The organism is Acinetobacter sp. AKBS16, assembly GCF_002899995.1.
Lineage (GTDB): Bacteria > Pseudomonadota > Gammaproteobacteria > Pseudomonadales > Moraxellaceae > Acinetobacter > Acinetobacter baumannii.
Map to the genome: position 1 here is coordinate 1 of NZ_POYH01000030.1, position 22,775 is coordinate 22,775.

General features: G+C 38.8%; 23 protein-coding genes and 2 pseudogenes. 7 read left to right on the forward strand and 18 right to left on the reverse strand.

Translation table 11 applies throughout. From position 1 onward, the window contains the following. Positions 1 to 291: 291 nt before the first annotated feature. The gene (locus C1642_RS04480; RefSeq protein WP_103235974.1) at positions 292 to 1,665 is read right to left on the reverse strand and encodes a dihydrolipoyl dehydrogenase; all 1,374 of its coding nucleotides are present in this window, start codon (positions 1,663 to 1,665) and stop codon (positions 292 to 294) included. A gap of 147 nt (positions 1,666 to 1,812) precedes the next feature. On the opposite strand from C1642_RS04480, the gene C1642_RS04485 reads away from it, so the two are divergent. Then, positions 1,813 to 3,291 (forward strand): hypothetical protein, encoded by a 1,479-nt coding sequence (locus C1642_RS04485; RefSeq protein WP_086374501.1) that lies wholly within the window; start codon positions 1,813 to 1,815, stop codon positions 3,289 to 3,291. A 287-nt stretch (positions 3,292 to 3,578) separates the two neighbouring features. On the opposite strand, the gene C1642_RS04490 is transcribed toward C1642_RS04485, so the two are convergent. Then, the gene (locus tag C1642_RS04490) at positions 3,579 to 3,914 is read right to left on the reverse strand and encodes a TIGR01244 family sulfur transferase (RefSeq protein WP_001293924.1); all 336 of its coding nucleotides are present in this window, start codon (positions 3,912 to 3,914) and stop codon (positions 3,579 to 3,581) included. Between the two features lie 192 nt (positions 3,915 to 4,106). Here C1642_RS04490 and C1642_RS04495 point away from each other — a divergent pair, with 192 nt between their 5' ends. Genes C1642_RS04495 through C1642_RS04505 form a run of 3 tightly spaced genes read left to right on the forward strand, consistent with a single transcriptional unit; the run spans position 4,107 to position 5,865 of the window. After that, a complete protein-coding gene (locus C1642_RS04495) occupies positions 4,107 to 5,003 on the forward strand; it encodes an alpha/beta hydrolase (protein WP_103235975.1) in 897 nt (298 codons plus the stop codon). Further along, complete coding sequence (trxC, locus tag C1642_RS04500) at positions 5,004 to 5,441, forward strand: thioredoxin TrxC (RefSeq protein WP_000587649.1); 438 nt, start codon at positions 5,004 to 5,006, stop codon at positions 5,439 to 5,441. A 1-nt stretch (position 5,442) separates the two neighbouring features. Then, complete coding sequence (locus tag C1642_RS04505) at positions 5,443 to 5,865, forward strand: acyl-CoA thioesterase (RefSeq protein WP_002133830.1); 423 nt, start codon at positions 5,443 to 5,445, stop codon at positions 5,863 to 5,865. Between the two features lie 39 nt (positions 5,866 to 5,904). Here the strand turns inward: C1642_RS04505 and C1642_RS04510 are convergent, their stop codons facing one another. Together C1642_RS04510 and C1642_RS04515 are read right to left on the reverse strand one after the other, a co-directional pair. After that, positions 5,905 to 6,399 (reverse strand): DUF4442 domain-containing protein, encoded by a 495-nt coding sequence (locus tag C1642_RS04510; RefSeq protein ID WP_000083564.1) that lies wholly within the window; start codon positions 6,397 to 6,399, stop codon positions 5,905 to 5,907. A gap of 35 nt (positions 6,400 to 6,434) precedes the next feature. Continuing rightward, positions 6,435 to 6,923 (reverse strand): YajQ family cyclic di-GMP-binding protein, encoded by a 489-nt coding sequence (locus tag C1642_RS04515; RefSeq protein WP_001138893.1) that lies wholly within the window; start codon positions 6,921 to 6,923, stop codon positions 6,435 to 6,437. A gap of 91 nt (positions 6,924 to 7,014) precedes the next feature. Here C1642_RS04515 and C1642_RS04520 point away from each other — a divergent pair, with 91 nt between their 5' ends. Beyond that, complete coding sequence (locus tag C1642_RS04520; protein ID WP_000619820.1) at positions 7,015 to 7,329, forward strand: rhodanese-like domain-containing protein; 315 nt, start codon at positions 7,015 to 7,017, stop codon at positions 7,327 to 7,329. A gap of 51 nt (positions 7,330 to 7,380) precedes the next feature. On the opposite strand, the gene mnmC is transcribed toward C1642_RS04520, so the two are convergent. From mnmC to C1642_RS04540, 4 genes are read right to left on the reverse strand one after another with little or no spacing between them, the layout of a single operon-like run. Next, positions 7,381 to 9,252, reverse strand: coding sequence for an FAD-dependent 5-carboxymethylaminomethyl-2-thiouridine(34) oxidoreductase MnmC (gene mnmC, locus C1642_RS04525; protein WP_103235976.1), 1,872 nt, complete (start codon positions 9,250 to 9,252; stop codon positions 7,381 to 7,383). Positions 9,253 to 9,275: 23 nt separating this feature from the next. Beyond that, positions 9,276 to 9,755 carry a hypothetical protein gene (locus C1642_RS04530; protein WP_001175201.1) on the reverse strand — a complete coding sequence of 160 codons (480 nt, stop codon included), beginning with the start codon at positions 9,753 to 9,755 and terminating at the stop codon, positions 9,276 to 9,278. Positions 9,756 to 9,759: 4 nt separating this feature from the next. Next, positions 9,760 to 10,062 carry a YciI family protein gene (locus C1642_RS04535; protein ID WP_103235977.1) on the reverse strand — a complete coding sequence of 101 codons (303 nt, stop codon included), beginning with the start codon at positions 10,060 to 10,062 and terminating at the stop codon, positions 9,760 to 9,762. Positions 10,063 to 10,096: 34 nt separating this feature from the next. After that, positions 10,097 to 10,711: a septation protein IspZ gene (locus tag C1642_RS04540; protein WP_000645707.1), complete on the reverse strand. Its 615-nt coding sequence runs from the start codon at positions 10,709 to 10,711 to the stop codon at positions 10,097 to 10,099. 44 nt (positions 10,712 to 10,755) lie between these two features. Between C1642_RS04540 and C1642_RS04545 the strand changes: the two are divergent. Further along, positions 10,756 to 11,603, forward strand: a pseudogene (locus tag C1642_RS04545) (PHP domain-containing protein). A gap of 7 nt (positions 11,604 to 11,610) precedes the next feature. On the opposite strand, the gene C1642_RS04550 reads toward C1642_RS04545, so the two are convergent. Both C1642_RS04550 and radC read right to left on the reverse strand, forming a co-directional pair. Next, positions 11,611 to 12,522: a bestrophin family protein gene (locus tag C1642_RS04550; protein ID WP_000637023.1), complete on the reverse strand. Its 912-nt coding sequence runs from the start codon at positions 12,520 to 12,522 to the stop codon at positions 11,611 to 11,613. A 61-nt stretch (positions 12,523 to 12,583) separates the two neighbouring features. Beyond that, on the reverse strand, positions 12,584 to 13,303 hold the full coding sequence (radC, locus tag C1642_RS04555) for a RadC family protein (RefSeq protein WP_086242026.1): 720 nt from the start codon (positions 13,301 to 13,303) through the stop codon (positions 12,584 to 12,586). Between the two features lie 100 nt (positions 13,304 to 13,403). Here radC and coaBC point away from each other — a divergent pair, with 100 nt between their 5' ends. Next, complete coding sequence (coaBC, locus tag C1642_RS04560; RefSeq protein WP_000006958.1) at positions 13,404 to 14,657, forward strand: bifunctional phosphopantothenoylcysteine decarboxylase/phosphopantothenate--cysteine ligase CoaBC; 1,254 nt, start codon at positions 13,404 to 13,406, stop codon at positions 14,655 to 14,657. A gap of 64 nt (positions 14,658 to 14,721) precedes the next feature. On the opposite strand, the gene secF is transcribed toward coaBC, so the two are convergent. From secF to queA, 8 genes and pseudogenes are all read right to left on the reverse strand, one after another. Further along, positions 14,722 to 15,687 carry a protein translocase subunit SecF gene (secF, locus tag C1642_RS04565; RefSeq protein ID WP_001984787.1) on the reverse strand — a complete coding sequence of 322 codons (966 nt, stop codon included), beginning with the start codon at positions 15,685 to 15,687 and terminating at the stop codon, positions 14,722 to 14,724. 8 nt (positions 15,688 to 15,695) lie between these two features. Beyond that, entirely contained in the window at positions 15,696 to 17,597 is a 1,902-nt protein-coding gene (secD, locus tag C1642_RS04570) for a protein translocase subunit SecD (RefSeq protein WP_001270222.1), read from the reverse strand. Positions 17,598 to 17,648: 51 nt separating this feature from the next. Beyond that, the gene (gene yajC, locus C1642_RS04575) at positions 17,649 to 17,978 is read right to left on the reverse strand and encodes a preprotein translocase subunit YajC (RefSeq protein WP_000051669.1); all 330 of its coding nucleotides are present in this window, start codon (positions 17,976 to 17,978) and stop codon (positions 17,649 to 17,651) included. Between the two features lie 98 nt (positions 17,979 to 18,076). Next, positions 18,077 to 19,210, reverse strand: a complete 1,134-nt coding sequence (gene tgt, locus C1642_RS04580; protein ID WP_000667231.1) for a tRNA guanosine(34) transglycosylase Tgt — start codon at positions 19,208 to 19,210, stop codon at positions 18,077 to 18,079. A 175-nt stretch (positions 19,211 to 19,385) separates the two neighbouring features. Next, positions 19,386 to 19,955, reverse strand: a complete 570-nt coding sequence (locus C1642_RS04585) for a LemA family protein (RefSeq protein ID WP_000147162.1) — start codon at positions 19,953 to 19,955, stop codon at positions 19,386 to 19,388. 86 nt (positions 19,956 to 20,041) lie between these two features. Continuing rightward, positions 20,042 to 21,070, reverse strand: coding sequence for a hypothetical protein (locus tag C1642_RS04590; RefSeq protein ID WP_103235978.1), 1,029 nt, complete (start codon positions 21,068 to 21,070; stop codon positions 20,042 to 20,044). Between the two features lie 92 nt (positions 21,071 to 21,162). Further along, positions 21,163 to 21,649 (reverse strand): annotated as a pseudogene (locus C1642_RS20125) (hypothetical protein). Between the two features lie 85 nt (positions 21,650 to 21,734). Beyond that, on the reverse strand, positions 21,735 to 22,772 hold the full coding sequence (gene queA, locus C1642_RS04600; RefSeq protein ID WP_001177136.1) for a tRNA preQ1(34) S-adenosylmethionine ribosyltransferase-isomerase QueA: 1,038 nt from the start codon (positions 22,770 to 22,772) through the stop codon (positions 21,735 to 21,737). Between the last annotated feature and the right edge of the window lie 3 nt (positions 22,773 to 22,775).

Here is a 22,775-nt window from a genome sequence, read left to right on the forward strand (position 1 = left end):
TTCCCGAACTCAGAAGTGAAACCTCTTAGCGCTGATGGTAGTGTGGGATTACCCATGTGAGAGTAAGTCATCGCCAGCTCATTATTCTAAACACCCCAATCTCAAAAGAGGTTGGGGTGTTTTTTTATATGGGAAAGGGGTAAAAGTGGCTAGGTAATAAAAATAAACTGTGTATTATCTAACTGAACAAACTTAGCCTCAATCAAGCAAAAATAATGTAGCACTCAACAGAAGAAGGCTTCTTGAAGTATAAAGAGCTAACTTTGCAAGAAAGCTCTCTTTTAATAATAATTATTTCAACTGCCTGCGAGCATGTTTAAGGGCAGTACGCAGGCCTTCTTCTAGTGTTGGATGATAAAAAGGTTTCTCTAAAATATCATTTAAAGTTAGTTCTTCTCCAATAATCCAGCTTAATAGATGAGCCATATGTTCTGTAGCTTCGGTAAATAACTCTGCACCAAGCAATTTCTGACTTTCTCGCTCTATATAAACTTCAATAGCACCCTTATTTTTCCCGAGTACGATAGCTCTTCCTTGTCTTTCATAAGATGCTTCACCTGTAACAAAATCTACTCCATTATCTTTAAGTTGTTTATAACTTTGTCCCACAATTGCCATTTCTGGATGACTAAATACAATTCCTAATGGAGTAAGTGTCTTAACTGCGTTTACCTGTGGATAATTTAAACAGTTATAAACAACTTTTTTACCTTCATGGGCAGCTTCATGTTGTAAAGGCGTAGAAGTGTATGCATCACCAGCAATAAAAATTGGATAGTTATCTAGTTGTTTAGTTTTTGCATTTACAGGTAGTAATTTAATATCTTTAAAAGACTTATCAATATTTTCTAACTTTAGCGTGTCAAGTAAGCTCGAACGACCTGTTGCAGATAACACATACTCAGTTTGGATAGATTCCTCTTTTTCATCAATTTTATAATTCAATATAACGCCATCAGAAGTAGACTTAACCTCATGAGGCAATGTCTCGAATAAAAAATTTAACTCTTTACTCAGTTCTTCTTGAGCTAGCTGTTGTAGCTTAGGACTAGTAAATATCCCGATTCTTTTACTACGAGCAAATATAGTGGTTTCTACACCCACACGATGCATGGCTTGGGCAATCTCTAAGGCAATTACTCCACTTCCAATAATAGCGATAGACTTGGGTAGGATGTTTAATTCAAATATTTGATCTGTAGTAATAAGACGATCACCTAATTCTTGTTTCCAAGTTTGATCATAATTAGGTGTAGAGCCTACTGCTAAAATAAAACTTTTTGACTGATACCGTTTACCATTTACTTCAATAGTTTTTGCATCAATAAAATGAGCTTTACCCGAAATTTTATGTTCAGTGGGCCATTGTTCGACATCTTTTAATGTGGCCTTAGTAAAACGATCACGTAAGGTTCTCACATGCTCCATAACCTGATCAGTACTAATATCTGCTGAAGCACTCAGCCCAACCTCTTGAGCATTTTGTATATCATACATACGGTTTGCAGTAGAGATTAAGACTTTACTTGGCATACACCCTACACGTGCGCAAGTGGTATCCCAAGGGCCATCATTTATAATTAAAAGATTATTAGTGTATTTTACTGCTTCTTTATAAGCGCTAATACCAGCCGTACCCGCGCCAATGATAATAAGATCGAACATTATGAATCCTAATAACTATAAATTTTTCGTATAATAAGTTACATAATAAAACACAATGTAATTTATGTTTACAGAGTGCATCCAATATGATTACACTAATAATATAAATAATTAAAAAATCTTATACCTTTAGGAAAGATTGGGGAAATGAAAAGTATGTATAAAAAACAACTTACCTTGAAGTTGTCGGCTATTGCTGTATCAATTATGTTAGCAAGTTGTGGCGGGGGAGGTGATGGTTATTACCAGAATGGTTCATCAAATAGTAATAATCCTTCATCTGGAAGTAATAATAGCGGATCTCAGCAAGCGACTGCTACAGCTTTAAAGATAGAACTAGATAAATTATCAGTTGCTGCAACGAATGATACTTTAACTGTTACTGTTAGAGCTTTAGATAAGGATAAAGGCGGTGTTGCTGGTGCTAATGTCACTTTGGAATTAGATGATCCAACAAATAACGTATCTATAGAAGGCGTATCTACTCAAACTACTGATGCGGCAGGTAATGCTATATACATTATAAAAACACCAAAAACATCGAGTTCGATAAATGAGTTGGTGAAAAATGGTTTTAAATTAAAAGTCTCTACGAATAATGGTACGCTTACTCAAGAACAGACAGTGACAGTAACAGGTAGCAACAGTACTGTCGAAGCTGATACTACGAGTATTGTATTGTTTGATGCTACAAAAACCTCTCTAAATGTTAGAGGTGATCAAACAACCGTCACATTAACAGCTGTAGATGCAAATGGTGCAACTTTAGCAAACCAAGCGATTACACTTAAAGTTAGAAATTCAGTTTTAAATGGTGTCAAATTTACTCCTAATGCGACACAAACTGATGTAAATGGTCAGATCAGCTATACTTTATCTTTTAGTGAAAATCAAAGAACTTCATCATATAGTGCTGGTCAGTTCGTAACAGATGATCTTGTTTTAGAAGCAAACTTTGGCCAATCTACAAAAATTTATACTTATAAACTTGATGTGGTTAATTCTGATGTACCAGTAGCAGTCGGCGCTATTGCCGTAGCATATAATCCGACCACAATGGAAGATTCAAGTGATGGAGTCTACTACTATAAAAATATTTCAGTACAAGTGACTGATGTGGATGGTAAACCGATACCCAATCAAGATGTAGTCATGGGCGTTAATGCTCTTGCATATTATAAGGGTCGATATGGGTTTGTTGATACTTCTAATCCAACTGATGGTAAACCAGATGAATATCTTCCTGTTATTAGAACAGCCTGTACATCACCAGTCCAAGCTGTAAATGTGAATGGGGACGTTATTAATCAATTAAAGCCGCTTAAAGAAAATTCTACAGTCCAAGTTGTATCGTATATCAACAGTGCAGGTACCGCTGCAACCAATAATAAATATACAACAGATGCAAATGGACGTTTTGATCTTAAAATTCAATATCCTAAAATTTATGCATCATGGTTAACAGTTCAGTTAACGGCTAAATCTACAGTTTCGGGAAGTTTAATTAAAGGTTCTACATCCTTAACTTTAGGTTATTTAACTAAAGATGTCAGCCTTACGGATCTTAATGGTCCAAATATGGAAAGTCCATATGGAATAGATCCAGACTGTTCAAATGGTAATTAATATAAAAAGAAGCAGCCTTTGAGCTGCTTCTTTTTTAGAGTTGTGTTCCCATACTTACCCCGACAGTAGGGCGTACTTGCATAGATGAACACGCGCTGAGAATAAGGCAGCTTACTAATAACAAAATCAATTTATTCATAAAATAACTAAGAAAATAAAAAGTAACTTAACTACTTTAGCTGAAGACTGTTTGTATATCTGTTGAATTGATGCAGTTGTATATATTTTTTTATTAAAAAAAGCTCTATCTTTAAATAAAAATAGAGCTTATGAATTTATTTATTCATTTAATCATCTAACAAATCCATTTGTTTGGCTAATTGATAAAGATTGTTTGAACGGTTTCCAGTACGGCAGAACATGAGAACCGGTTTTGGAAGTTCATTATAGTGATTTGCAAAAGTACGAACATCAAGTTCAGTAATTTGGCCAGCTACAACAGGCTGATAAACATAATCTAGGCCAGCTTGGCGTGCTGCTTCTTCAATTTGGGCACTGGTTGGTTGTTCTGGACCACCTTCCATGTCAGGACGGTTATTAATAATAGATTTAAAGCCTTTTTCTACAACTTGACCCACATGTTCTGGGCCAATTTGACCTGCGAAACCAACATTCTCTGACATTTCGTCACTCCAAAATTTAATAAAACCTCTTATGCTGTATCATAGCATTAAGCTTAACCTGAGATACAAGACACTAAAACGTTGTTCCTACATAGATAAAATTTATGTAAAAGAACAGCTCTAGATTTTTAAAAGGCGATCAGGATGTTTTTTGTAAATTCATTACTTCGACCATAATGCCACGGAGCACATATGCACGCTTATACGGTTGAGCCTTTATATGTTCCATGTGATCAGGAAATGATCGCAGCTGACTTTTATATTCCAAAAACAAATAATAAATCTGCGGTAATTCTCATGGCACATGGTTTTGCCGGATTGCGTCAATTCAAACTCATCCAATATGCCCAGCGTTTTGCTCAAGCTGGCTATGCGGTTATTTTATTTGATTACCGATATTGGGGTGGAAGTACAGGTAAGCCCCGAGAGATGATTTCTATCAACTCTCAACTAGAAGATTGGAAGACCATGATTCAATATGCTTCCACGTGTAAATTTATAGATAACCGAAGAATTGTATTGTGGGGAACCTCCTTAAGTGGGGGATATGCTTTAAGCCTAGCTTCTGAATTAAAGAATATTCAAGCCATTATGGTACAAATTCCATATGTTGATGGCGCGGAAACAGCAAAATTATATCCACTACAGCGTTATCCCCAAGCTTTAAAGTTGTCGAGCCAAGATTATATGGGTTCAAAAATGGGCCTTAACCCTAAAAGGTTGCCTGTGGTAGATCAATATAAATTGTGCTTTATGCCAACAACAGATAGCTATTATGGTTATTTATCGATTGTGAATCCGGATTATTACTGGAGTGGAGAAGTCCCGGCACGCGTGTTTTTTAATTTGATGCGTTATCGCCCAATTCAACTTGTACGTCAAATTAATATTCCAGTTTTATTTATTGCGGCTCAGCATGATTCTTTGATTCCAATTGAGTCTAGTCGTGAAGCTGCGACTAATATTGCTCCTTTTGTGAGTTATCATGAATGGGATATGAAACATTTTGATATCTATCACGGTTCATGGTTTGAAAAAGCAGTGACGACCCAATTAGAATTTTTACATCAGCATATAGGAGTGATGTAAATGATTATTGTATGTGCATCGTGCGGTGCAAAAAATAGAGTACCAGAGGAAAAACTTACCGCTCAACCGAGTTGTGGACAATGTCATCAGCCATTACTCCCGCTTGCGCCAATTGAGTTAAATGAACAAAACTTTAGCAACTACATCACAAATAGTGATCTGCCTATTTTGATAGATTTATGGGCAGAATGGTGTGGACCTTGTAAAATGATGGCGCCACATTTTGCACAAGTTGCAAAACAAAATCCACGTGTCATTTTTGCCAAGATTAATACCGAAGAGTCTCCTCGCTTAAGCCAAGCATTTAATGTGAGAAGTATTCCTACCCTTGTATTAATGAATAAAACCACAGAAGTTGCTCGAATGAGCGGCGCATTACGCGCGCCTGAATTGCAGCAGTGGCTAGATCAACAACTTCAAACGAATTTCGGGAGCTAAGGTGTCAGAAGCTTATACCAAACCAGAAGGAATTTTATCCTTACAAACGATTGCCATGCCAGCAGATACAAACTGGAGTGGTGATGTGTTTGGTGGGTGGATCGTGTCACAAATGGACTTGGCTGGAGCAATTCACGCGGAGCGTTTTAGTCGTGGTCGCTGTGCTACGATTTCCATTAATCAGATGACCTTTTTGGTTCCGGTAAAAGTAGGCTTTGTCATTAGCTGCTATACCAAAATCCTAAAAGTGGGTAATACTTCTATTCAAATGCAAATTGAAGTTTGGGATAGCCATGATGACTCTCGTGCCCCAATTCGTATTACTGAAGGGGTCTTTACCTTTGTTGCAGTAGATGTAAAAGGCAACAAACGTCAGATTCCTGAGGAAGTGAAACAGAAATTTCTTGCCTCTCAAGAATCGTAATAAAAAAGCCCAAATTTAAATTTGGGCTTTTTTATATCTTTATTTCTTACGTTTAGGTAACCATGCCCATAACATTTGGCATTGAATCGGTTCATTACCTGCATCATCAATGACCGTAACTGGAATAACAAGTTCACCTTTCTCATGATCAGCAATATATTTTTGCTGTTCGGTAGAGAGAGTCGCTGTTGCTGTTAAACCACCTTCAACCACTTTTAAATAATCAACATGTAATGATTTGATTAATAAAATACGGTTATCTGGAATATGTAAACCCGTTAGAAAACCTGTTGCAGTTTCTGCCAAAAGCGCCATAGCCGCAGCATGCACACCTTTAATATGGTTCTGCATATTTTTTTGATTCTCTAAGCGAACCATCACATGGTTTACATCTACTTCCAGATAGCGAATATTTGCTGTACCCACCATTGGCACAATGCGGCCAAATGCCTTACTCCAAAGCGTACTCCGAATACCTTTAGGGAATTTTGAAGTTGCTTTTACCAGTTTTAATAGACGATTGGATTGAGACATGGGATTACCTTAATTGGGAATGTCATGCTAAGACATTAATCTTTAAAGTTATTAAATTGTAATGGCAGACCAAATTGTTGTTCACGTAAAAAAGCCATCACTTGTTGTAAAGTGTCACGCTTTTTATCAGTTACACGGATTTTGTCGCCTTGAATAGATGATTGCACTTTGATGCCACTTTCTTTAATGGCTTTATTAATTTTTTTTGCTGTATCAGAGTCAAGGCCATCTTTTAGTTTAATCACTTGTACAAAATTTTTGCCTGATGCTGTTGCTTTCTGTGGATCAAGCGCTTGCACATCAATTTTACGTTTATAAAAGTGATTTTCTAACATGTTATAAACTTGTTCACACTGGAAATCACTTTCTGTACTGATTTTTATCTCTTTATTTTTTTCATTTAATTCGATAGAAACATCATGACCACGGAAGTCAAAACGTGTTGCAATCTCTTTTTGGGTGTTTTGTACAGCGTGATTAACTTCAAATAACTCTAATTCAGAAACAATATCGAAAGAAGGCATAGTTTAGACCTTTACAAAGTGAAAGAATATTTGAGATGCTAAGAGGGTTTTCTTCATTTGCCAAGTGTTGTTTACATCAAAGGAGTGCACAATGATCCGTAAACAAGAAATTACAACATTTGAGTTCCCAGAAAATGCTGTTATCTGGGATGTCCGTGATTCAAGTGCTTATGCAGAAGGGCATGTTAAAGGTGCGGTAAGCCGCCCAATTAATGATTTAAATGCTGATATTTTGAACCAGGTCGCTGCGGATCAGCCGATTTATATTTTATGTGGTGGTGGTAGCAAAGCTCCTCGTGCAGCTGAGAAACTAGAAGGCTTAGATGCCTCGCGTGAATATGTCGTGCTGATGGGAGGGACGCGTGCAGCTCGTGACGCAGGTTTACCTCTAGAGCAGGGCGCATAAAAAAAGCACCTTCGGGTGCTTTTTTATTGGGACCAAATTTTCTCAAGTGCACTATTGAGATTTAAAATAAGGTTTCTTAGGTTTAACTTTCTTTTGAAAACGTTGGGCATCTAATTTCTGTAATAGGCTTTTGGGAACAGGACAAGCTTCACCTAAAATTTGGGCCACTAAAACTTCACTACAAAGCGGCGCAAATAAAAAGCCCTTTGAGCCTAAACCTGCAAAAGTAGAAATACGGCTTTCCTTCTGCATTTTTCCCACAACTGGAAAATAATCTGGACTTTGAGCGCGAACTGATGCTCGTCCTTGCCATTGTTCGACTGGCGGTAATTGTTTTGCGTAATGAGGAAAAACGCTGTGGATTAATTCAAAGTTATGCACATGGTCATCAAGCAGTACTTCTTGATCGTCTCGGTTTGGGTAGAAAGAAGCCCCTAGAATAAGTTCAGACGTATTCAGTTGCATACAATAACCGCCATAGCTATAGGCTTCGTGTAAAGGTAAGGTTGCAAAAGAATTATCAACCCAGCTCACCTGTCCACGTATAGGTTTTAATAGCGGATAATTTTCAAATAAAGCAGCACTTTCTCTGGCGCAGCACACCACGACATGATCAGCCTCTAAAGTAGTTTCATTACCACTTTTTAATTGAACTTTATTTTCAAAAGAAACAAGTGTTGTAATATTGGCAATTTTCAGTTCAATACCTGGATGTTGCAAAATTTCATCACGTAATTGGTGCGGAGAAACTGCTCCAGCTTCGGTCAATATAATGTGTGGATAGTCCGATTCAAGTGAGCTTGTTTGCTGTGTGACAATATCAGCAGGATATTGATTAGTAAGATCGAGAAGATCTTGTGCATTTTTTAAAGCCATTTGTTGTATTTGAATCGGGCGAAAGGCTTGAAAATTTTTATAGAAATTTAATGCATGTTGCCAGCTTAAAGTCATGAGATGCTCATGGCTTTGTTCAATTGGGCATAGTTTCGGATTAAGCAATGCCAACGGATTGCCAGAAGCACCCGATAACGGCGCTGTACGCTCAAATAGAGTGACCTGATGCCCACGTTGAGCAAATGCCCAAGCTGTGCTTAAACCTGCAATCCCAGCGCCAATTATGGCGATACGCTGCTGAGTAAAATGGAAAGTATCGCTAACTGGTTCAAATAAAATTTCTTCACTTACAGGTGCTTTCCAAATGGCTTTAAGCATTTCCCTTTTATGTCCAAAACCGCGAGGACGAGAAATATCGATTCCGTGAGTCTTTAGCCCACGTTTGAGGACACCAGCTACACTAAATGAGGCAAAGGTAGTGCCATAGTCGGAAAGCCGAACAATATTATTTAAAACATTTTGTTCCCACATGTCTGGATTACAAGAAGGCGCAAAACCATCTAGAAACCAAGCATTCACTGCCTTCGTTTTTACCATACCTGGAAAAATATCTTGTGCATCTCCTAACCATAGGTCGATGCTGAAGCGCTCTTCTGGAAAACTTAAACGATGGCAGCCTGCAAGAGGTAAGGGATATTGCTCAATAAGTTGTTTGGAAAGCGGTTTAAGTTCATCCCATACATTTAAAGCACGAATGAGATCAGCTTTGCTTAAAGGAAACTTTTCGACGCTAATTGCATGTAAATGACTGTGGTTATTTGGACGAACTTGTTGCCATAGTTGCCAGAGCGCAAGAATATTTAAACCAGTGCCGAACCCGGTTTCTCCTACACTGAAATATTCAAAATCTTGTAAATTGGCTAATCGTCCTGATAGGTCATTGCCATTTAAAAATACATGCCGTGTTTCAAGCAGACCATTATCTTTAGAAAAATAGACATCACCAAATTGTTTGGAAATGGGAACTTCAATACCATCAATAGATTCCCAATCCAGCTCAGCAGTTTGTATACGGTTTGATTTGTTCATTCGGTTTAATAAGTCGCTCAGGATTACCACTGACGTCGACGTTTGGTGTAAACATAACTTGCAATAAAGAAGCCAAGCAGTACGCCACCTGCAAGAGTTACTGCGCCATATAAGAACATTTGAGCACTACGTTCACTTTGTAAAACTTGTACCTGAACAGACAAGTTATCGTTCTTTAGCTGCAATTCTTGGTTTTGTGCTAGCGCTTCAAGGTTTGCATGTTCTAGCTGTTTTAGACGAGATGCTTGATCTTGAACTAAAGCCTTAATTTTTGCATCTTGCTGTTGCTTGTTCTTTGCGATTTGTTCTGCTGTAAGCGGTTGTGTTGTGGTTGGTGCTGTTGTAGTCGCGGGTTTAGCTACAGTTGCAGAAGTAGGTGCTGGTTTAGCATTTTGTGTCGACGCTGCAGTTGGAGGCGTTGCTGGTGTCGCAGCAGGTTCAACTGCTCCAGCAGTTGAACATATCAAACACAAGCCAAGAAAGCTTTTGGTTGCAAGCTGCATGCGTTTACCCTTTTGGAAATGCTTTATTAAATGGTTTGACATCAACATGACTATAGATGCCTTCTTTCAAAAATGGTTCTTCTTTTAACCATTCATCTAAGGCTTCACGTGTATCAAACTCTACAATTATGGTGCTGCCATAGAAACCAGCTTGCGGGTCATTAGGGTCTTTTGGCATCGCTCCAGCAGCAACTAGACGACCTTCATCATCAAGTTTTTGCAAACGTTCGATATGTTGAGGACGTACTGCTAAACGTTTCTCTAGAGTTCCTTCGTTATCGGTACAGCTTAGAACAAAAAAAGGCATGTCATCGTATCTCTATAATCAATCCGAAACCACATTAAGCATCTGGTGACTTAAAATGTTTACGTAAAATAATGAACTGAATAATGATAAATGAAAACATGACAATCATGTCACCAAATGCAGTAAATTCGCCCCAATATTTTCCGCCGTGGAATAAAAACGCAAAGAAAACATGTAAACCAGACATCACGACAAACATAGCTGCCCAAGCAAAGTTTAAATTTTTCCAACCTTTTTCGCTTAAGGCTAAAATCGGATCAAATAAACGTTGAATAAGAGGCTTACGGTCTTTACCAAACCAAGGTGAAACTAAGAAAGCACCTGCAAAAACTAGATTCAAAATAGCGGCTTTTAAGCGGATGTAAAAATCATCGCTCAACATAAGGGTAATACCACCAAAAATGACTGTCATGAACAGCACAATCCATTGCTGTTTATCTAGACGGAACTTTTGCATGATGAACAACGCACCATACACTACCAGCATTGAAATAATTAAACCGGTAGTAGCGACAAGAATATTATTATTATCAACACCGCCAGCAGACCCGATCAGTTTGAGTAAAGGATGCTGTGTATCGGCTGGATCAACTGTCTTATATAAATAAAAGAAAATAATTAATGGAACAAAGTCCAGTAGTGCTTTCATGTTAGAGTATCTGATCAGGTTTGGTGAATGGCATAGTATAAAAGATGCAAGGCATAGATTTACATACACATAGCAATATTTCTGATGGAACTTTGTCTCCGGAATTGCTAGTGCAAGCTGCTGTCGATGTGAAGTTGCATACTTTAGCGCTAACCGATCACGATACGATGGATGGATTACAGCGTGCAAGAAAGGCTGCACAACCCCATGATTTGCAAATTATTTCTGGTGTAGAGATTTCAAGCCAGTGGTCACGACCAAGCACGAAAAAAAGCTATGGCGTACATATTGTGGCTTTAAATATGCAAGATGAAGCTCCAATTTTAGAAGCATTAGAACAACAAAAAAGAATTAGAGCACAAAGGGCTGAAGTTATTTGTGAACTATTAAAAAAGTGTATTGGCTTTGATATTTATCAAGATGTGCTCGATAAAGTTGAAAATCAACCAGACCGGATTACCAGAACCCATATTGCTAAAACCTTAGTTGAAAAGAATGTAGTAAGTCGTCCTCAACAAGCTTTTGATCGTTTTTTAAAAGAAGGGAAGCGTGCTTTTGTAAAGTTTGAAGGATTGGGTTTAAAAGAAACCATTGAGGTTATTCATAACAGTAAAGGATTTGCAGTTTTAGCTCATCCAACCCGTTATGATTTATCGGCTACAAATACCCGGTATTTGATTGAGTTATTTGCAAGTTGTGGTGGAGATGCGGTGGAGTTGCCGCCTCCAGTAGATCCTTTATCTACTCGCCAAATGATTGATCGTATGATTGACCAGCATCATTTGGCTATTTCAATTGGTAGCGATTTTCATGGTGAAAATATGCCGTGGATTAAATTAGGAAACACCCCTAAACCAGTAACCAGCAAGGCATTTGGGAGCGTTTTATCTAATTGCATTTTAGAGCAAGTTGTTATCTTGAGCTTGAATTGGAGGAGGTGTGGGCTTACCAAGTGTCCCCAAAAGCTCAATTTCGATACTACGTACCATTGCATCTAAAGGTAAATCATTACTTTGCGTACCAAATGGTTCCTCAATTTCGGTACTTAAAGCATCAAGCCCTAAAAATGTATAAGCCAGAATTCCAACCAGTAAAGGCGTTGCTAAACCAAGTAAAGATCCTAAGCTAAATGGCAACATAAAACAGAAAAAATAAACGGTACGGTTAAGTAAAACTGAATAAGCAAAAGGAATAGGAGTATTTGCAATACGGTCACAACCAGTTTGTACGACACTTAGATCTGCAACATTCTTATTCATTTGAGCATAAATAATATCTGAAATTTCCCCTTCTTTAAGCGCTTGTAATAATTCCCATTGAATAAGGCTAAGTGTATATTGCGGCGCATTATTTTGTTGGTAAAGTTGGGTAAGTGCTTGTTGGCTCATGCCGCTGGTTTGTATTAGCTCGGTGGGGTTGGCTGTTTGACGGCGTAAACGGTCACGTAATACATTGGCAAATACAATAACGTGCTGAATGACACGTTCACGGCGGGCTTGAGTTAAAATCCGGCAGTCACGGTCGAAATGTCGCGAAGTCGCAATCAGGACCCCCCATAATTTTCGGGCTTCCCACCAGCGGTCATAACATGCAGTATTCTTAAAACCTAAAAAAATAGAAAGTACGACACCAATTAAAGTAAAGCCAACTAAAGGAATTTCTGGAAAACGATAGAGGTTAATATATTCAACCCCACCAATGATTGCCGAAATCAGCATTACTACCCCTAAAGAGGGCAAAATTTTAGGTAATATCGTCCCTCGCCAAGAGAATAAAACTTTAAAAATACTGGGCTGTTCACGAACAATCATTTTATTTTAAACGTCGCTATTTTTGTTTTGATATTCTAAGCTTAGTGAAGCTTTGTCAATATCATTGAACGGCTATTGAGGTAGGGTTGAGCAGTTGTTGTTCAGCAAATGAAAAGCTACCTTCTGGCGAGATAATAAAATGGTCCAGCAGACGAATTTCAACAAGCTGACAGGCCTGTTCAAGTTGCTGTGTGAGTTTAATATCTTCGAGAGAGGGCTGTGGGGAACCAAATGGGTGGTTATGTGCTATTACTAATTGGCAAGCGTGCTGTTGTAAGGCATAACGTAAGGTTTGATTCACTGAAACAGCGCAGTGTTGAACTGAACCAAAAAATAACTTTTTAAAATGTAGTTTTCTCAACTCGGCATCTAAGCAAAGTACCGCAAAGACTTCTTGTTTTTCACCTTTTAATTCATAACGCAAATAATCTAGAACTAAATGAGAAGAATGAAGGCTTAGCTCAGTCTGACTAAAATGATAGTCGAGATAACGCCGTCCAAGCTCTTTTACGGCCAGTAATTGGGAATACTTGGTAGCTCCAATACCATTAAATTGAGCCAATTCATTGAAAGATGCATCGAAAACAGCGTTTAGACTACCAAACTGTTGAATCAGTAAACGTGCGAGCTCTACTGCTGAATGTTGACGTGAACCCGAGCGAAGAAAGATCGCGAGTAGTTCAGAGTCAGAAAGGCTTTGAGGGCCTTGTTGTAATAACCGTTCTCTTGGCCGTTCTTGTTCTGGCCAATTTTTAATAGAAGTATTCATATTCCCCAGCAATATTCTGCTTAAAAATTTATTTTGTTTGCCCAATCAATCTTGGGTCTGCGCGTATTTAATGCTATTGTGAGCGCCACTGCAACAGAAAGGTATCCTGTTCGTGAGCTTTGATTTAAGTGTTATTCCTCATAAAAACATTGTTTTAGCTGTTACAGGTGGGATTGCTGCCTATAAGAGTGCCATTTTGGTCCGTCGTCTTAAAGATTATGGTTTTGACGTTCGGGTTGTGATGACACACGGAGCTCAAGCATTTATTACACCTCTAACCTTTCAGGCTCTTTCAGGAAATCCTGTACATACCGAGCTTTTAGATCCTGAAGCTGAAGCTGGAATGGGCCATATTGAATTGGCTCGTTGGGCTGATTTATTACTGGTTGCTCCAGCAAGTTGTGACACATTAGCTAAGTTTGCTAATGGTTTGGCAGATGACTTACTTAGTACTTTATTTTTAGCAACTAAAGCGCCTGTGTGGGTCGCTCCTGCGATGAACCAGCAAATGTGGGCTGCAAAAGCAACTCAGCGTAATTTACAAACTCTGGTTGAAGATGGCGTGCATGTGATTATGCCAGATGCAGGGGAGCAGGCGTGTGGTGATGTAGGCTTAGGCCGTATGCCGGAACCAGAAGAAATTGCAAGGCAAGTGGCGGGTTATTTCCATCAAGCCCAACGTGCAATTGCTGAAAAATTTGGGTTGTTGGCAGGTAAGCGAGTTGTAATTACTGCTGGACCAACCCGTGAGGCGATTGACCCTGTCCGTTATATCTCAAATCATAGTACTGGAAAAATGGGCTTTGCTTTAGCTGCGGCATGTTATGCAGCAGGCGCAAAAGTTACGTTAATTGCTGGTCCCGTAAGTTTAGATACTCCAAACGGTGTTCAACGTGTAAATGTTGCTTCGGCTCGACAAATGTTAGATGTCAGTATGGAGTCGCTTGAGACTGGCTGTGACATCTTTATTGCGACGGCGGCTGTAGCTGATTATCGCGTCGCCGAAGTGGCAGAGCATAAAATTAAGAAAGCAGGGGATGAGCTGAATGTTTCCCTTGTAAAAAATCCGGATATTGTGGCAACCATTGCAGCTCAGGAAAAACGTCCATTTATGGTAGGCTTTGCTGCCGAAACGCAGAATGTTGAAGAATATGCAGCAGGGAAACTCGTTGCTAAAAAGCTAGATATGATTGCATGTAACGATGTTTCTCGTGCTGATATTGGCTTTGCTTCTGATGAAAATGCGATGACAGTATTTTTTGCTGAAAGTTACCATATGAAAAAACGTGAGTTAGAAAAAGCATCTAAGCAAGAAATTTCTCAACAATTGGTTGAAGCTATTTCGGATGCATTACGCCGTAAATAATTTTTGAACCAAATAAAAAAAACCGCGAATAAATCGCGGTTTTTTTATAGTCTCATTTAGACAATCAAGGGATTTCATCTTCAAATTCAGGTTTGACCTGAACAATGAAGTCTTGACGGTTAAGACCACGCCATAAGGCAAATGCTGTACCGATATAAATCGAAGAGTAAGTACCGACAAAGACACCGACAAACATTGCAACAGAGAACCAGTGTAAACCATCACCACCCAAGAACATCATTGCAAGTACTACGAGCAATAAGGTCATTGAGGTATGGATGGTACGGCGTAAAGTCTCAGTTAATGCAATATCAACGATTTCACGTGGAGTTGCACCGCGAATTTTACGGAAATTTTCACGGATACGGTCTGAAACAACGATGTTATCGTTAAGCGAGAAACCAATCACCGCAAGTACCGCAGCTAAAACTGTTAGGTCAAATGGCCATTGGAATAAAGCAAATGCACCAATAATGATGATGATGTCATGGAATAAAGACATCACGGCACCCATTGCGAGTTTGAACTCAAAGCGAATGGTGACATAGATCAACATTAAAATCAGCGCAAGTGCAACAGCGCCAGCCGAACGAACATAAAGCTCGTTACCTACCTGACCGCCTACAGAGTCCACTTTATGAACTTCTGCTGCATTGTTTGGTAATTGCACAGCTTTGGTAATCGCATTATTAAGATCTTCAACCTTAATATCTTGTACTGGCATACGAACAAGTAAGTCTTTATTACTACCTAAAGTTTGTACTACAGCATCTTTAAAACCAGCTTTATCGAGAGCCTGAATAACTTCTGCCTGATTTGCTGGCTGAGCATAGTTAAGCTCAGCTGAAACACCACCTGTAAAATCCAAACCTAAGTTAAGACCTTTGGTCGCAATAAAGAAAATGCTCGCTAAAGTAATAAGGATCGAGAAGATTGCTGCAGGTTTAGCAATCTTCATGAACGGGATGATTTTTGCATCATCCGGACGACCATATTGTTTTGAAGGCTGTTGAGTCACTTTAGTCATCATAGATCTCCTTAAATGCTCAACTTTTTCAAGTTACGGCGTTTACCATAAATGATTTGTACAATCGCACGCGTTACTGTAATTGCAGTAAACATTGAGCAAATAATACCGATCATTAATGTCACGGCGAAACCTTTAATCGGGCCAGTACCGATTGCAAACAGAATGAATGCAACAAGGAACGTTGTTAAGTTCGAGTCGAAAATGGTGTTATAGGCTCGATCATAACCCGCTACAATGGCCTGTTTAGGTGAGGCCCCCCAGAGCATTTCTTCTCGAATACGTTCACATATCAGTACGTTGGCATCGACTGCCATACCAATGGTAATGACGATACCCGCAATACCCGGTAAGGTGAGGGAAGCACCTATCCAAGACATAATCGTTAAAATCATTGCCAAGTTAAATACAAGTGCAAAGTTCGCGATTAAGCCAAATAGACGGAAGAATACGACCATCCAGATTGCAACAAGCAAGAAACCGATTTGCGTTGATAGTACACCTTTATCAATGTTTTCTTGACCAAGGCTTGGACCAACAACACGCTCTTCAACGAAGTACATTGGCGCAGCTAAAGCACCGGCACGAAGCATTAACGCAAGTTCAGATGCTTCTTGAGGTGAACTTAAACCAGTAATACGGAAAGTTGAACCTAAAACGGCTTGAACGGTTGCGGCATTAATCACGACAGACTCGGTATATGGTGTACGAACTTCTGTTTGAGCACCAGTTTTTGGATCTGTAACGTAGCTAATCTTTTGTTTATTTTCGATGAACAATACCGCCATGCGTTTTCCAACTGCATTACGGGTTGCATCTGACATCAGCTTACCGCCAGCACTGTCGAGCGTAATATTTACTTCGGCACCACCAGAGTCTTGGCTAAAGCCAGAACTTGCATTTTGAACGCGTTCACCAGTCAAGATACGGTTACGTTGCAACAACAGTTGGCGACCACTATCTAAAGACTGATAAGCAAAAACTTCCGTACCCGGAGGTAACGGTTGACCATTATATTTACCCGTATATGGATCAATATATTGATCATTTAAGTCAGATACCAAACGGAATTCGAGGTTAGCAGTACGGCCTAAAACACGTTTAGCTTCTGCTGTATCTTGAACACCCGGTAATTCAACGACAATACGGTTGCTACCCTGACTTTGTACTAAAGCTTCTGCAACACCAAGTTCGTTAATACGATTACGTAGTGTTGTTAAGTTCTGATTAACTGCATAAGCCTGAATTTCTTGACGACGTACATCAGTATAAGTGAGCTTTAAGATTGAACCTGTCGTGCTCGCTAATGCCTGTTGGGTATATTCATTACCATTACGGCGTAAAAAATCCATTGCTGCATCACGATCCGCATTGTCAGCAAACTGAACAGTGATCACATTATTATTTAACGCAAGATTGTTAAATTTAATTTTGTTTTCACGGAACTGACGACGCAAATCAGTGGCAGAGGTTTCCATACGTTGGGAAATGGCTTTGTCCATATCTACTTCAAGCAAGAAGTGGACACCACCACGTAAGTCCAAACCAAGTTTCATTGGTTTCGCCCCAATTTTTTGCAACCATTCTGGAGTTGTTGGTGCAAGGTTTAGGGCTACAACATATTGATCACCTAAGTCACGGCGTAATACTTCTTTTGCTTTCAATTGCGCTTCAGAAGAGCTGACACGCAAGAGAGCAGCATTATTTGTAAAAGTATTATCGTGGCTTGCAATATTTGCTGTTTTTAAAATTTGCTCTGCTTTTTGCACCACACTTTGATCAATTTGGGTACCAGCTTTGGCACCGGAAATTTGAACGGCGGGCTCATCCGGATATAGACTAGGCAGTGCGTATAATGTACTGACTACCAGAACAACCAGAATCAGTAAATATTTCCATGCAGGGTAACGCATTCGCTTTCTTCTTAAATGAAAAAGCCGTGCTAAAGCACGACTGTTTTATGATTAAAGGTTATTTAGAGTGCCTTCTGGTAATACAGAAATTACGCTGGCACGCTGAATTTTTACTTCTACACCACGGTTAAGTTCAACAACCGCATAGTCACCTTCAAGTTTAGTTACTTTGCCCATTAAACCGCCAGCAAAGACAACTTCGCTACCAACACCCAAGCTTTCGATTAAAGAACGGTGTTCTTTTGCACGTTTTGCTTGAGGACGCCAAATTAAGAAATAGAAGATTGCAACGAATACAACAATCATCAAAATGTTTGGTAAAAGGCCAGGGCTTTGGGCTGCTGCTGGAGCTGCATGTGCAGTAGAAATGAACAAGCTCATTTTAATTTCCTAAAGTTAAAAAATATGAGTCAGATACCTGACATAATCCTAATTCGTTTTGCAATTTACCTTGTCTTGAGGTTGAGCGCAAATCTCGCTTATTCATCGACAGGGCATGGTGGAACTTCTAATCCGCGGCGGGCATAAAAGTCCTGAACAAATTCATCAAAAGTGCCATTGTCTAATGCATCACGCATACCTTCAGTTAAACGTTGGTAATAACGTAAGTTATGAATGGTACCAAGCATAGACGCCAACATCTCTCCACACTTCTCAAGGTGGAACAGGTAAGCACGAGTAAAGTTCTTACAGGTATAGCAATCGCAGTGTGGGTCAAGTGGTCCTTGGTCATGACGATATTTACTATTACGAATACGTACCAGACCATCAGTGACAAAATAATGACCATTACGTGCATTACGTGTTGGCATTACGCAGTCAAACATATCGACACCGCGGCGTACTGCTTCAACGATATCTTCAGGTTTACCTACACCCATCAGGTAACGTGGTTTGTCATGCGGCATCTTGTTTGGAAGATAATCTAAAACCTTGATCATTTCTTCTTTTGGTTCACCAACTGACAAACCGCCAATTGCGTAACCGTCAAAGCCGATTTCAAGTAAGCCATTTAAAGACTCATCACGTAAGTCTTCATACATGCCGCCTTGAATAATGCCAAATAACGCATTTTTATTTTTAAGTTCATCGTGGTGATGAGTTTTACAGCGTTTTGCCCAGCGCAAAGAAAGCTGTAATGATTTTTGTGCTTCTTCATGTGTCGCAGGATAAGGCGTACATTCATCAAAAATCATGACAATGTCAGAGTTCAATACATGCTGAATTTCCATTGAAATTTCAGGCGATAAAAAGACTTTTGAACCATCAATCGGAGAACGGAAAGTAACACCTTCTTCCTTAATTTTACGCATAGCGCCAAGACTAAATACTTGGAAGCCGCCAGAGTCAGTCAAAATTGGCTTATTCCATTTAATAAAGTCGTGCAAGCCGCCGTGTTGCTTGATCACTTCAAGGCCCGGACGCAAATATAAATGGAAGGTATTACCTAAAATAATTTGTGCCTGAATATCTTCAATATCACGTGGCAGCATGCCTTTGACTGTACCGTAAGTCCCCACCGGCATAAAAACAGGGGTTTCAACAACACCATGTTCTAAAGTTAAACGACCACGACGGGCACGACCCGACTGACCTAATTTTTCAAACTTCATTTAAAAATCCTGAACAATAGCAAGCAATGCCGTAGGGCAGTGCAAGGGCGAAAAAACAGTTCGCTGCTAAAAAGAGGGCTATTTTCCTTGATTCTGCGACGTAGTTCTACTACTAAATGTAGCTGACTATAAAATCGGTCAAATTTCTGGGTGATCGATTGCTTTTTTACTTCGACTAAAAGTTCGGTTTATAGTCAAAATTGTCAGTAGCCAAATTATCTCGAAAAGGACGAATTGTTTTTTTAGATAAAGTCATCGTATTGATAATATTATTTGGGAACACTTCAATCTGATTATTAAATACTTCGACGTTGCGGTTAAAAATGCTGATTGCCGCGCCGACATTTTCATTTTGTTCCTGAATATCATCCATCATTTTGCTATAGAGCGTATTTGCTTTTAGTTCAGGATAATTTTCAACCACGACATTTAGGCTACGGATTAGCTCCTTACTCATTTTTTCAATCTGTTGTAATTGAGCAATATCAGTATGATCGACATTCAAACTTAGAATTTGCTGACGTAAAGCAGTTACTTGTTCTAAAGTTGACTTCTCGAACTGAGTATATTGATTGAGTGTGGTTTCTAGTGCTTCAAGTGTTTTTACTTTCTGGCGTTCGAAATTGGCAACCTCAGCCCAAGCGCGTTTGGTCGCATTGAAATAACGCACAATGTTATTGCGAATGTGGATGCCCCAAGCAATCAGTACAACGAAAATCCCCAAGAAAATGAATAAGCCTGTCATTTTTACTCCTCTTATTGTTATTCCCTCATTATGCCCTCTAACTTCTTATTTTTTTAATAAGTTGCCAGTTCAGCAGTACGAGAGATTTATTTAATTAAATTAAGCATGAATTGCTGAAATTTTTCATATTGCGGCATAGTCATGGTACGTAAGTGACCACGTAATGCGGGAATATCATGAATTTCACTATGTTTACTGATGGTTTGAAAAAGATCTTGCTCACCGAGATAACATAATATTTGCTCTTCATGATGATAAATTAAATCCCCGCTAAAATTTTGAAAAAAATCATAAATTTTTAACGTTAGACTTGGACTCATTTCTTTAGCTAACTGGTGCTGGTCGGTTCCGAAAATACTCAGTTCTTGGTTAATGAGAATGTCGCTACTTTGCCATTCGCTTAAGTATGGTTCAAAAAAGCGAGAACGTTGATTACTTACAGCAATACCTAAAGCTGGTATTTGAAAAATAAAAGCGCCCCATAAGTCTTTATGAATCTCTTTTACTATTTTTTTATCGCTGTTCTGGTCTTGAAGAATAGGTAAATTATTTACATAGTGGTATTTAAATAGCAGGACTTGATGATCTGTAATGCCGTCATTCCATGTTACTGAAGCAAACTCGGTAATTTCATTCGCTTCATTGCCTCGGTTAAAAAGTGGAAAGTGTTGTTTTAATTTGCTTAAGACTAAAATGGGTTGGGCTTGTATTGGAAGATAAGCTGGTAACTGCTGAAACTTTAGGCCATAACGTAAAGCAGTCATACGCTGTTCTAAATAATGAATAACTTCAGTTAAAGGTTTTTGCGGTTCATAGAGCAAATAGGCGAGGAAACCAGTTAAAAATGCCCATAATAGACTCCAACTATATTGAATATGAGGATGAAAAAAATATCCAAATAATAGCGTCGTAATACTGCAAATACTTAATAAATAAGACAGGGTATTCACAAAACGAAGGTTATGATCTTCACGCCATGGATGTAACGCGTTTAAGAGTTCTTGATCTGTTTGTGACTTTTGTCCAGCATCCCAAAGTCGGGCAATATTACGAAAGACCTGTGTATTTTTTTTACGTCTTATATGAAGTGTTTGTTGTATGGTATCAATTGGCATGAAGGTAATGAGTTGATTATCATAAATTGCTAACTCTAGATTATCTTTTAAATTGAAAGAGATAAATAGAAATAAGTCTTAAATAATTACTTTTATGACTTCGGTATTTGAGTTTCATCAATGAAATGCTGCAATATATTTGCAAACTGCTCAAATTCTGGCATTGAAAGAGTTTCAAGGCATTCAGCAAGCTCACGTACACTAGTGCCATATAAACTTTGCTGGCGTAAAAGATTTACATTACAGAGCCAACATAATGCAGATGTTTCAGGGTGTACATAGAAATCCCCTGGGAACCCTTCCAACATTTTCTCTAATAATAACAACCGATCAGGGCTTAGAAATTTTACTAAGTCCAATTCATTAATTCCGCTTTGTTGGTATTTTTGATTAAAACGGATATCACTTGATTCCCAAGCTACTCCTACCTGTCCAATTTTTTAATGAATAAATAAGTATTTCGGGAGGTAATTGCTGATTAAGTAAATTTCTTAACGCTTCAATATTTTTTAAAGTAATTTTGTTATGTGTATTTTGATTGTCAAAAGCACTTTGAATTTTTTGAAAAAGCAGTTTCATAAATTTTATTATTAGTCGAAATTGTAGTTAGATCAGCTGGGTTAAACCTCGAATTAACTTATAAGATTTAACCCAGCTTTAGTTTTTAAACTTCTAATTTATCAATCAGCATTGCATCGCCATAACTAAAGAAGCGATAGCGATCTTTAACGGCATGTTCGTAAGCAGCCAAAATATTTTCTCTATTTGACAATGCTGAAACTAACATGAGCAGGGTAGACTCAGGTAAATGGAAGTTAGTAATTAATCGGTCTACGATGCAGAACTCATAACCTGGATAAATAAAGATTTGCGTATCACCAGTCCATGCTGCGATTTTTCCGCCATGCGCTTGAGCTGCACTTTCTAAAGCACGTGTTGCAGTTGTACCGACAGCAATCACTTTATTACCGCGTGCTTTAGTTGCCAAAATTAAATCAATAGTTTCTTGAGGAACATCACACCATTCACTGTGCATGACATGATTCGTAATGTCATCAGTACGTACAGGCATAAAAGTACCTGCACCGACGTGAAGAGTCACAAACGTTTTCTTAACGCCTTTTTGATCTAACTCTGCTAACAACTCTTCGTCAAAATGCAAGCTTGCTGTTGGGGCAGCCACACTGGCAATTTTTTCTGGATTATGGAAAACCGTTTGATAGCGTTCAGTGTCAATTTCTTCTGCTTCACGATTGAAGTAAGGCGGAATAGGTAACTGACCATATTGCTCAAGTACTGGCAAAATTGGTTGTGAAAACTCAACGACAAATAAGTTTTCGTGACGGCCACGCACAATCACGGGAATATTGTCCGCACCAACAAAAAGCTCAGCCCCTGCTTTAGGTGAATTGCTCGCTTTAATATGGCAATACGCTGTGGTGTGGTTCAGCATACGCTCAACCAAAATTTCAATAGCACCACCTGTAGCACGTTTCCCTTTAAGTCGAGCTTTCATGACTTTAGTATCGTTGAGTACCAATAAATCACCTTCTTCGAACAGATCAATAATATCTGTGAACATATGATCGTGATATTGGCCCTTAGCATCTAAATGCAATAAACGCGAAGCACTACGTGTTTCGAGTGGGTAACGGGCAATAAGTTCATCGGGTAGTTCAAAGGAAAAGTCAGACAGTTGCATATT

What these genes read in the sequence shown, in the direction of transcription:
- C1642_RS04480 (WP_103235974.1), bottom strand. Translation starts at nt 1,665, where the DNA reads ATGTTCGATCTTATTATCATTGGCGCGGGTACGGCTGGTATTAGCGCT.
- C1642_RS04485 (WP_086374501.1), top strand. Translation starts at nt 1,813, where the DNA reads ATGAAAAGTATGTATAAAAAACAACTTACCTTGAAGTTGTCGGCTATT.
- C1642_RS04490 (WP_001293924.1), bottom strand. Translation starts at nt 3,914, where the DNA reads ATGTCAGAGAATGTTGGTTTCGCAGGTCAAATTGGCCCAGAACATGTG.
- C1642_RS04495 (WP_103235975.1), top strand. Translation starts at nt 4,107, where the DNA reads ATGCACGCTTATACGGTTGAGCCTTTATATGTTCCATGTGATCAGGAA.
- trxC (WP_000587649.1), top strand. Translation starts at nt 5,004, where the DNA reads ATGATTATTGTATGTGCATCGTGCGGTGCAAAAAATAGAGTACCAGAG.
- C1642_RS04510 (WP_000083564.1), bottom strand. Translation starts at nt 6,399, where the DNA reads ATGTCTCAATCCAATCGTCTATTAAAACTGGTAAAAGCAACTTCAAAA.
- C1642_RS04515 (WP_001138893.1), bottom strand. Translation starts at nt 6,923, where the DNA reads ATGCCTTCTTTCGATATTGTTTCTGAATTAGAGTTATTTGAAGTTAAT.
- C1642_RS04520 (WP_000619820.1), top strand. Translation starts at nt 7,015, where the DNA reads ATGATCCGTAAACAAGAAATTACAACATTTGAGTTCCCAGAAAATGCT.
- mnmC (WP_103235976.1), bottom strand. Translation starts at nt 9,252, where the DNA reads ATGAACAAATCAAACCGTATACAAACTGCTGAGCTGGATTGGGAATCT.
- C1642_RS04530 (WP_001175201.1), bottom strand. Translation starts at nt 9,755, where the DNA reads ATGCAGCTTGCAACCAAAAGCTTTCTTGGCTTGTGTTTGATATGTTCA.
- C1642_RS04535 (WP_103235977.1), bottom strand. Translation starts at nt 10,062, where the DNA reads ATGCCTTTTTTTGTTCTAAGCTGTACCGATAACGAAGGAACTCTAGAG.
- C1642_RS04540 (WP_000645707.1), bottom strand. Translation starts at nt 10,711, where the DNA reads ATGAAAGCACTACTGGACTTTGTTCCATTAATTATTTTCTTTTATTTA.
- C1642_RS04550 (WP_000637023.1), bottom strand. Translation starts at nt 12,522, where the DNA reads ATGATTGTTCGTGAACAGCCCAGTATTTTTAAAGTTTTATTCTCTTGG.
- secF (WP_001984787.1), bottom strand. Translation starts at nt 15,687, where the DNA reads ATGATGACTAAAGTGACTCAACAGCCTTCAAAACAATATGGTCGTCCG.
- secD (WP_001270222.1), bottom strand. Translation starts at nt 17,597, where the DNA reads ATGCGTTACCCTGCATGGAAATATTTACTGATTCTGGTTGTTCTGGTA.
- yajC (WP_000051669.1), bottom strand. Translation starts at nt 17,978, where the DNA reads ATGAGCTTGTTCATTTCTACTGCACATGCAGCTCCAGCAGCAGCCCAA.
- tgt (WP_000667231.1), bottom strand. Translation starts at nt 19,210, where the DNA reads ATGAAGTTTGAAAAATTAGGTCAGTCGGGTCGTGCCCGTCGTGGTCGT.
- C1642_RS04585 (WP_000147162.1), bottom strand. Translation starts at nt 19,955, where the DNA reads ATGACAGGCTTATTCATTTTCTTGGGGATTTTCGTTGTACTGATTGCT.
- C1642_RS04590 (WP_103235978.1), bottom strand. Translation starts at nt 21,070, where the DNA reads ATGCCAATTGATACCATACAACAAACACTTCATATAAGACGTAAAAAA.
- queA (WP_001177136.1), bottom strand. Translation starts at nt 22,772, where the DNA reads ATGCAACTGTCTGACTTTTCCTTTGAACTACCCGATGAACTTATTGCC.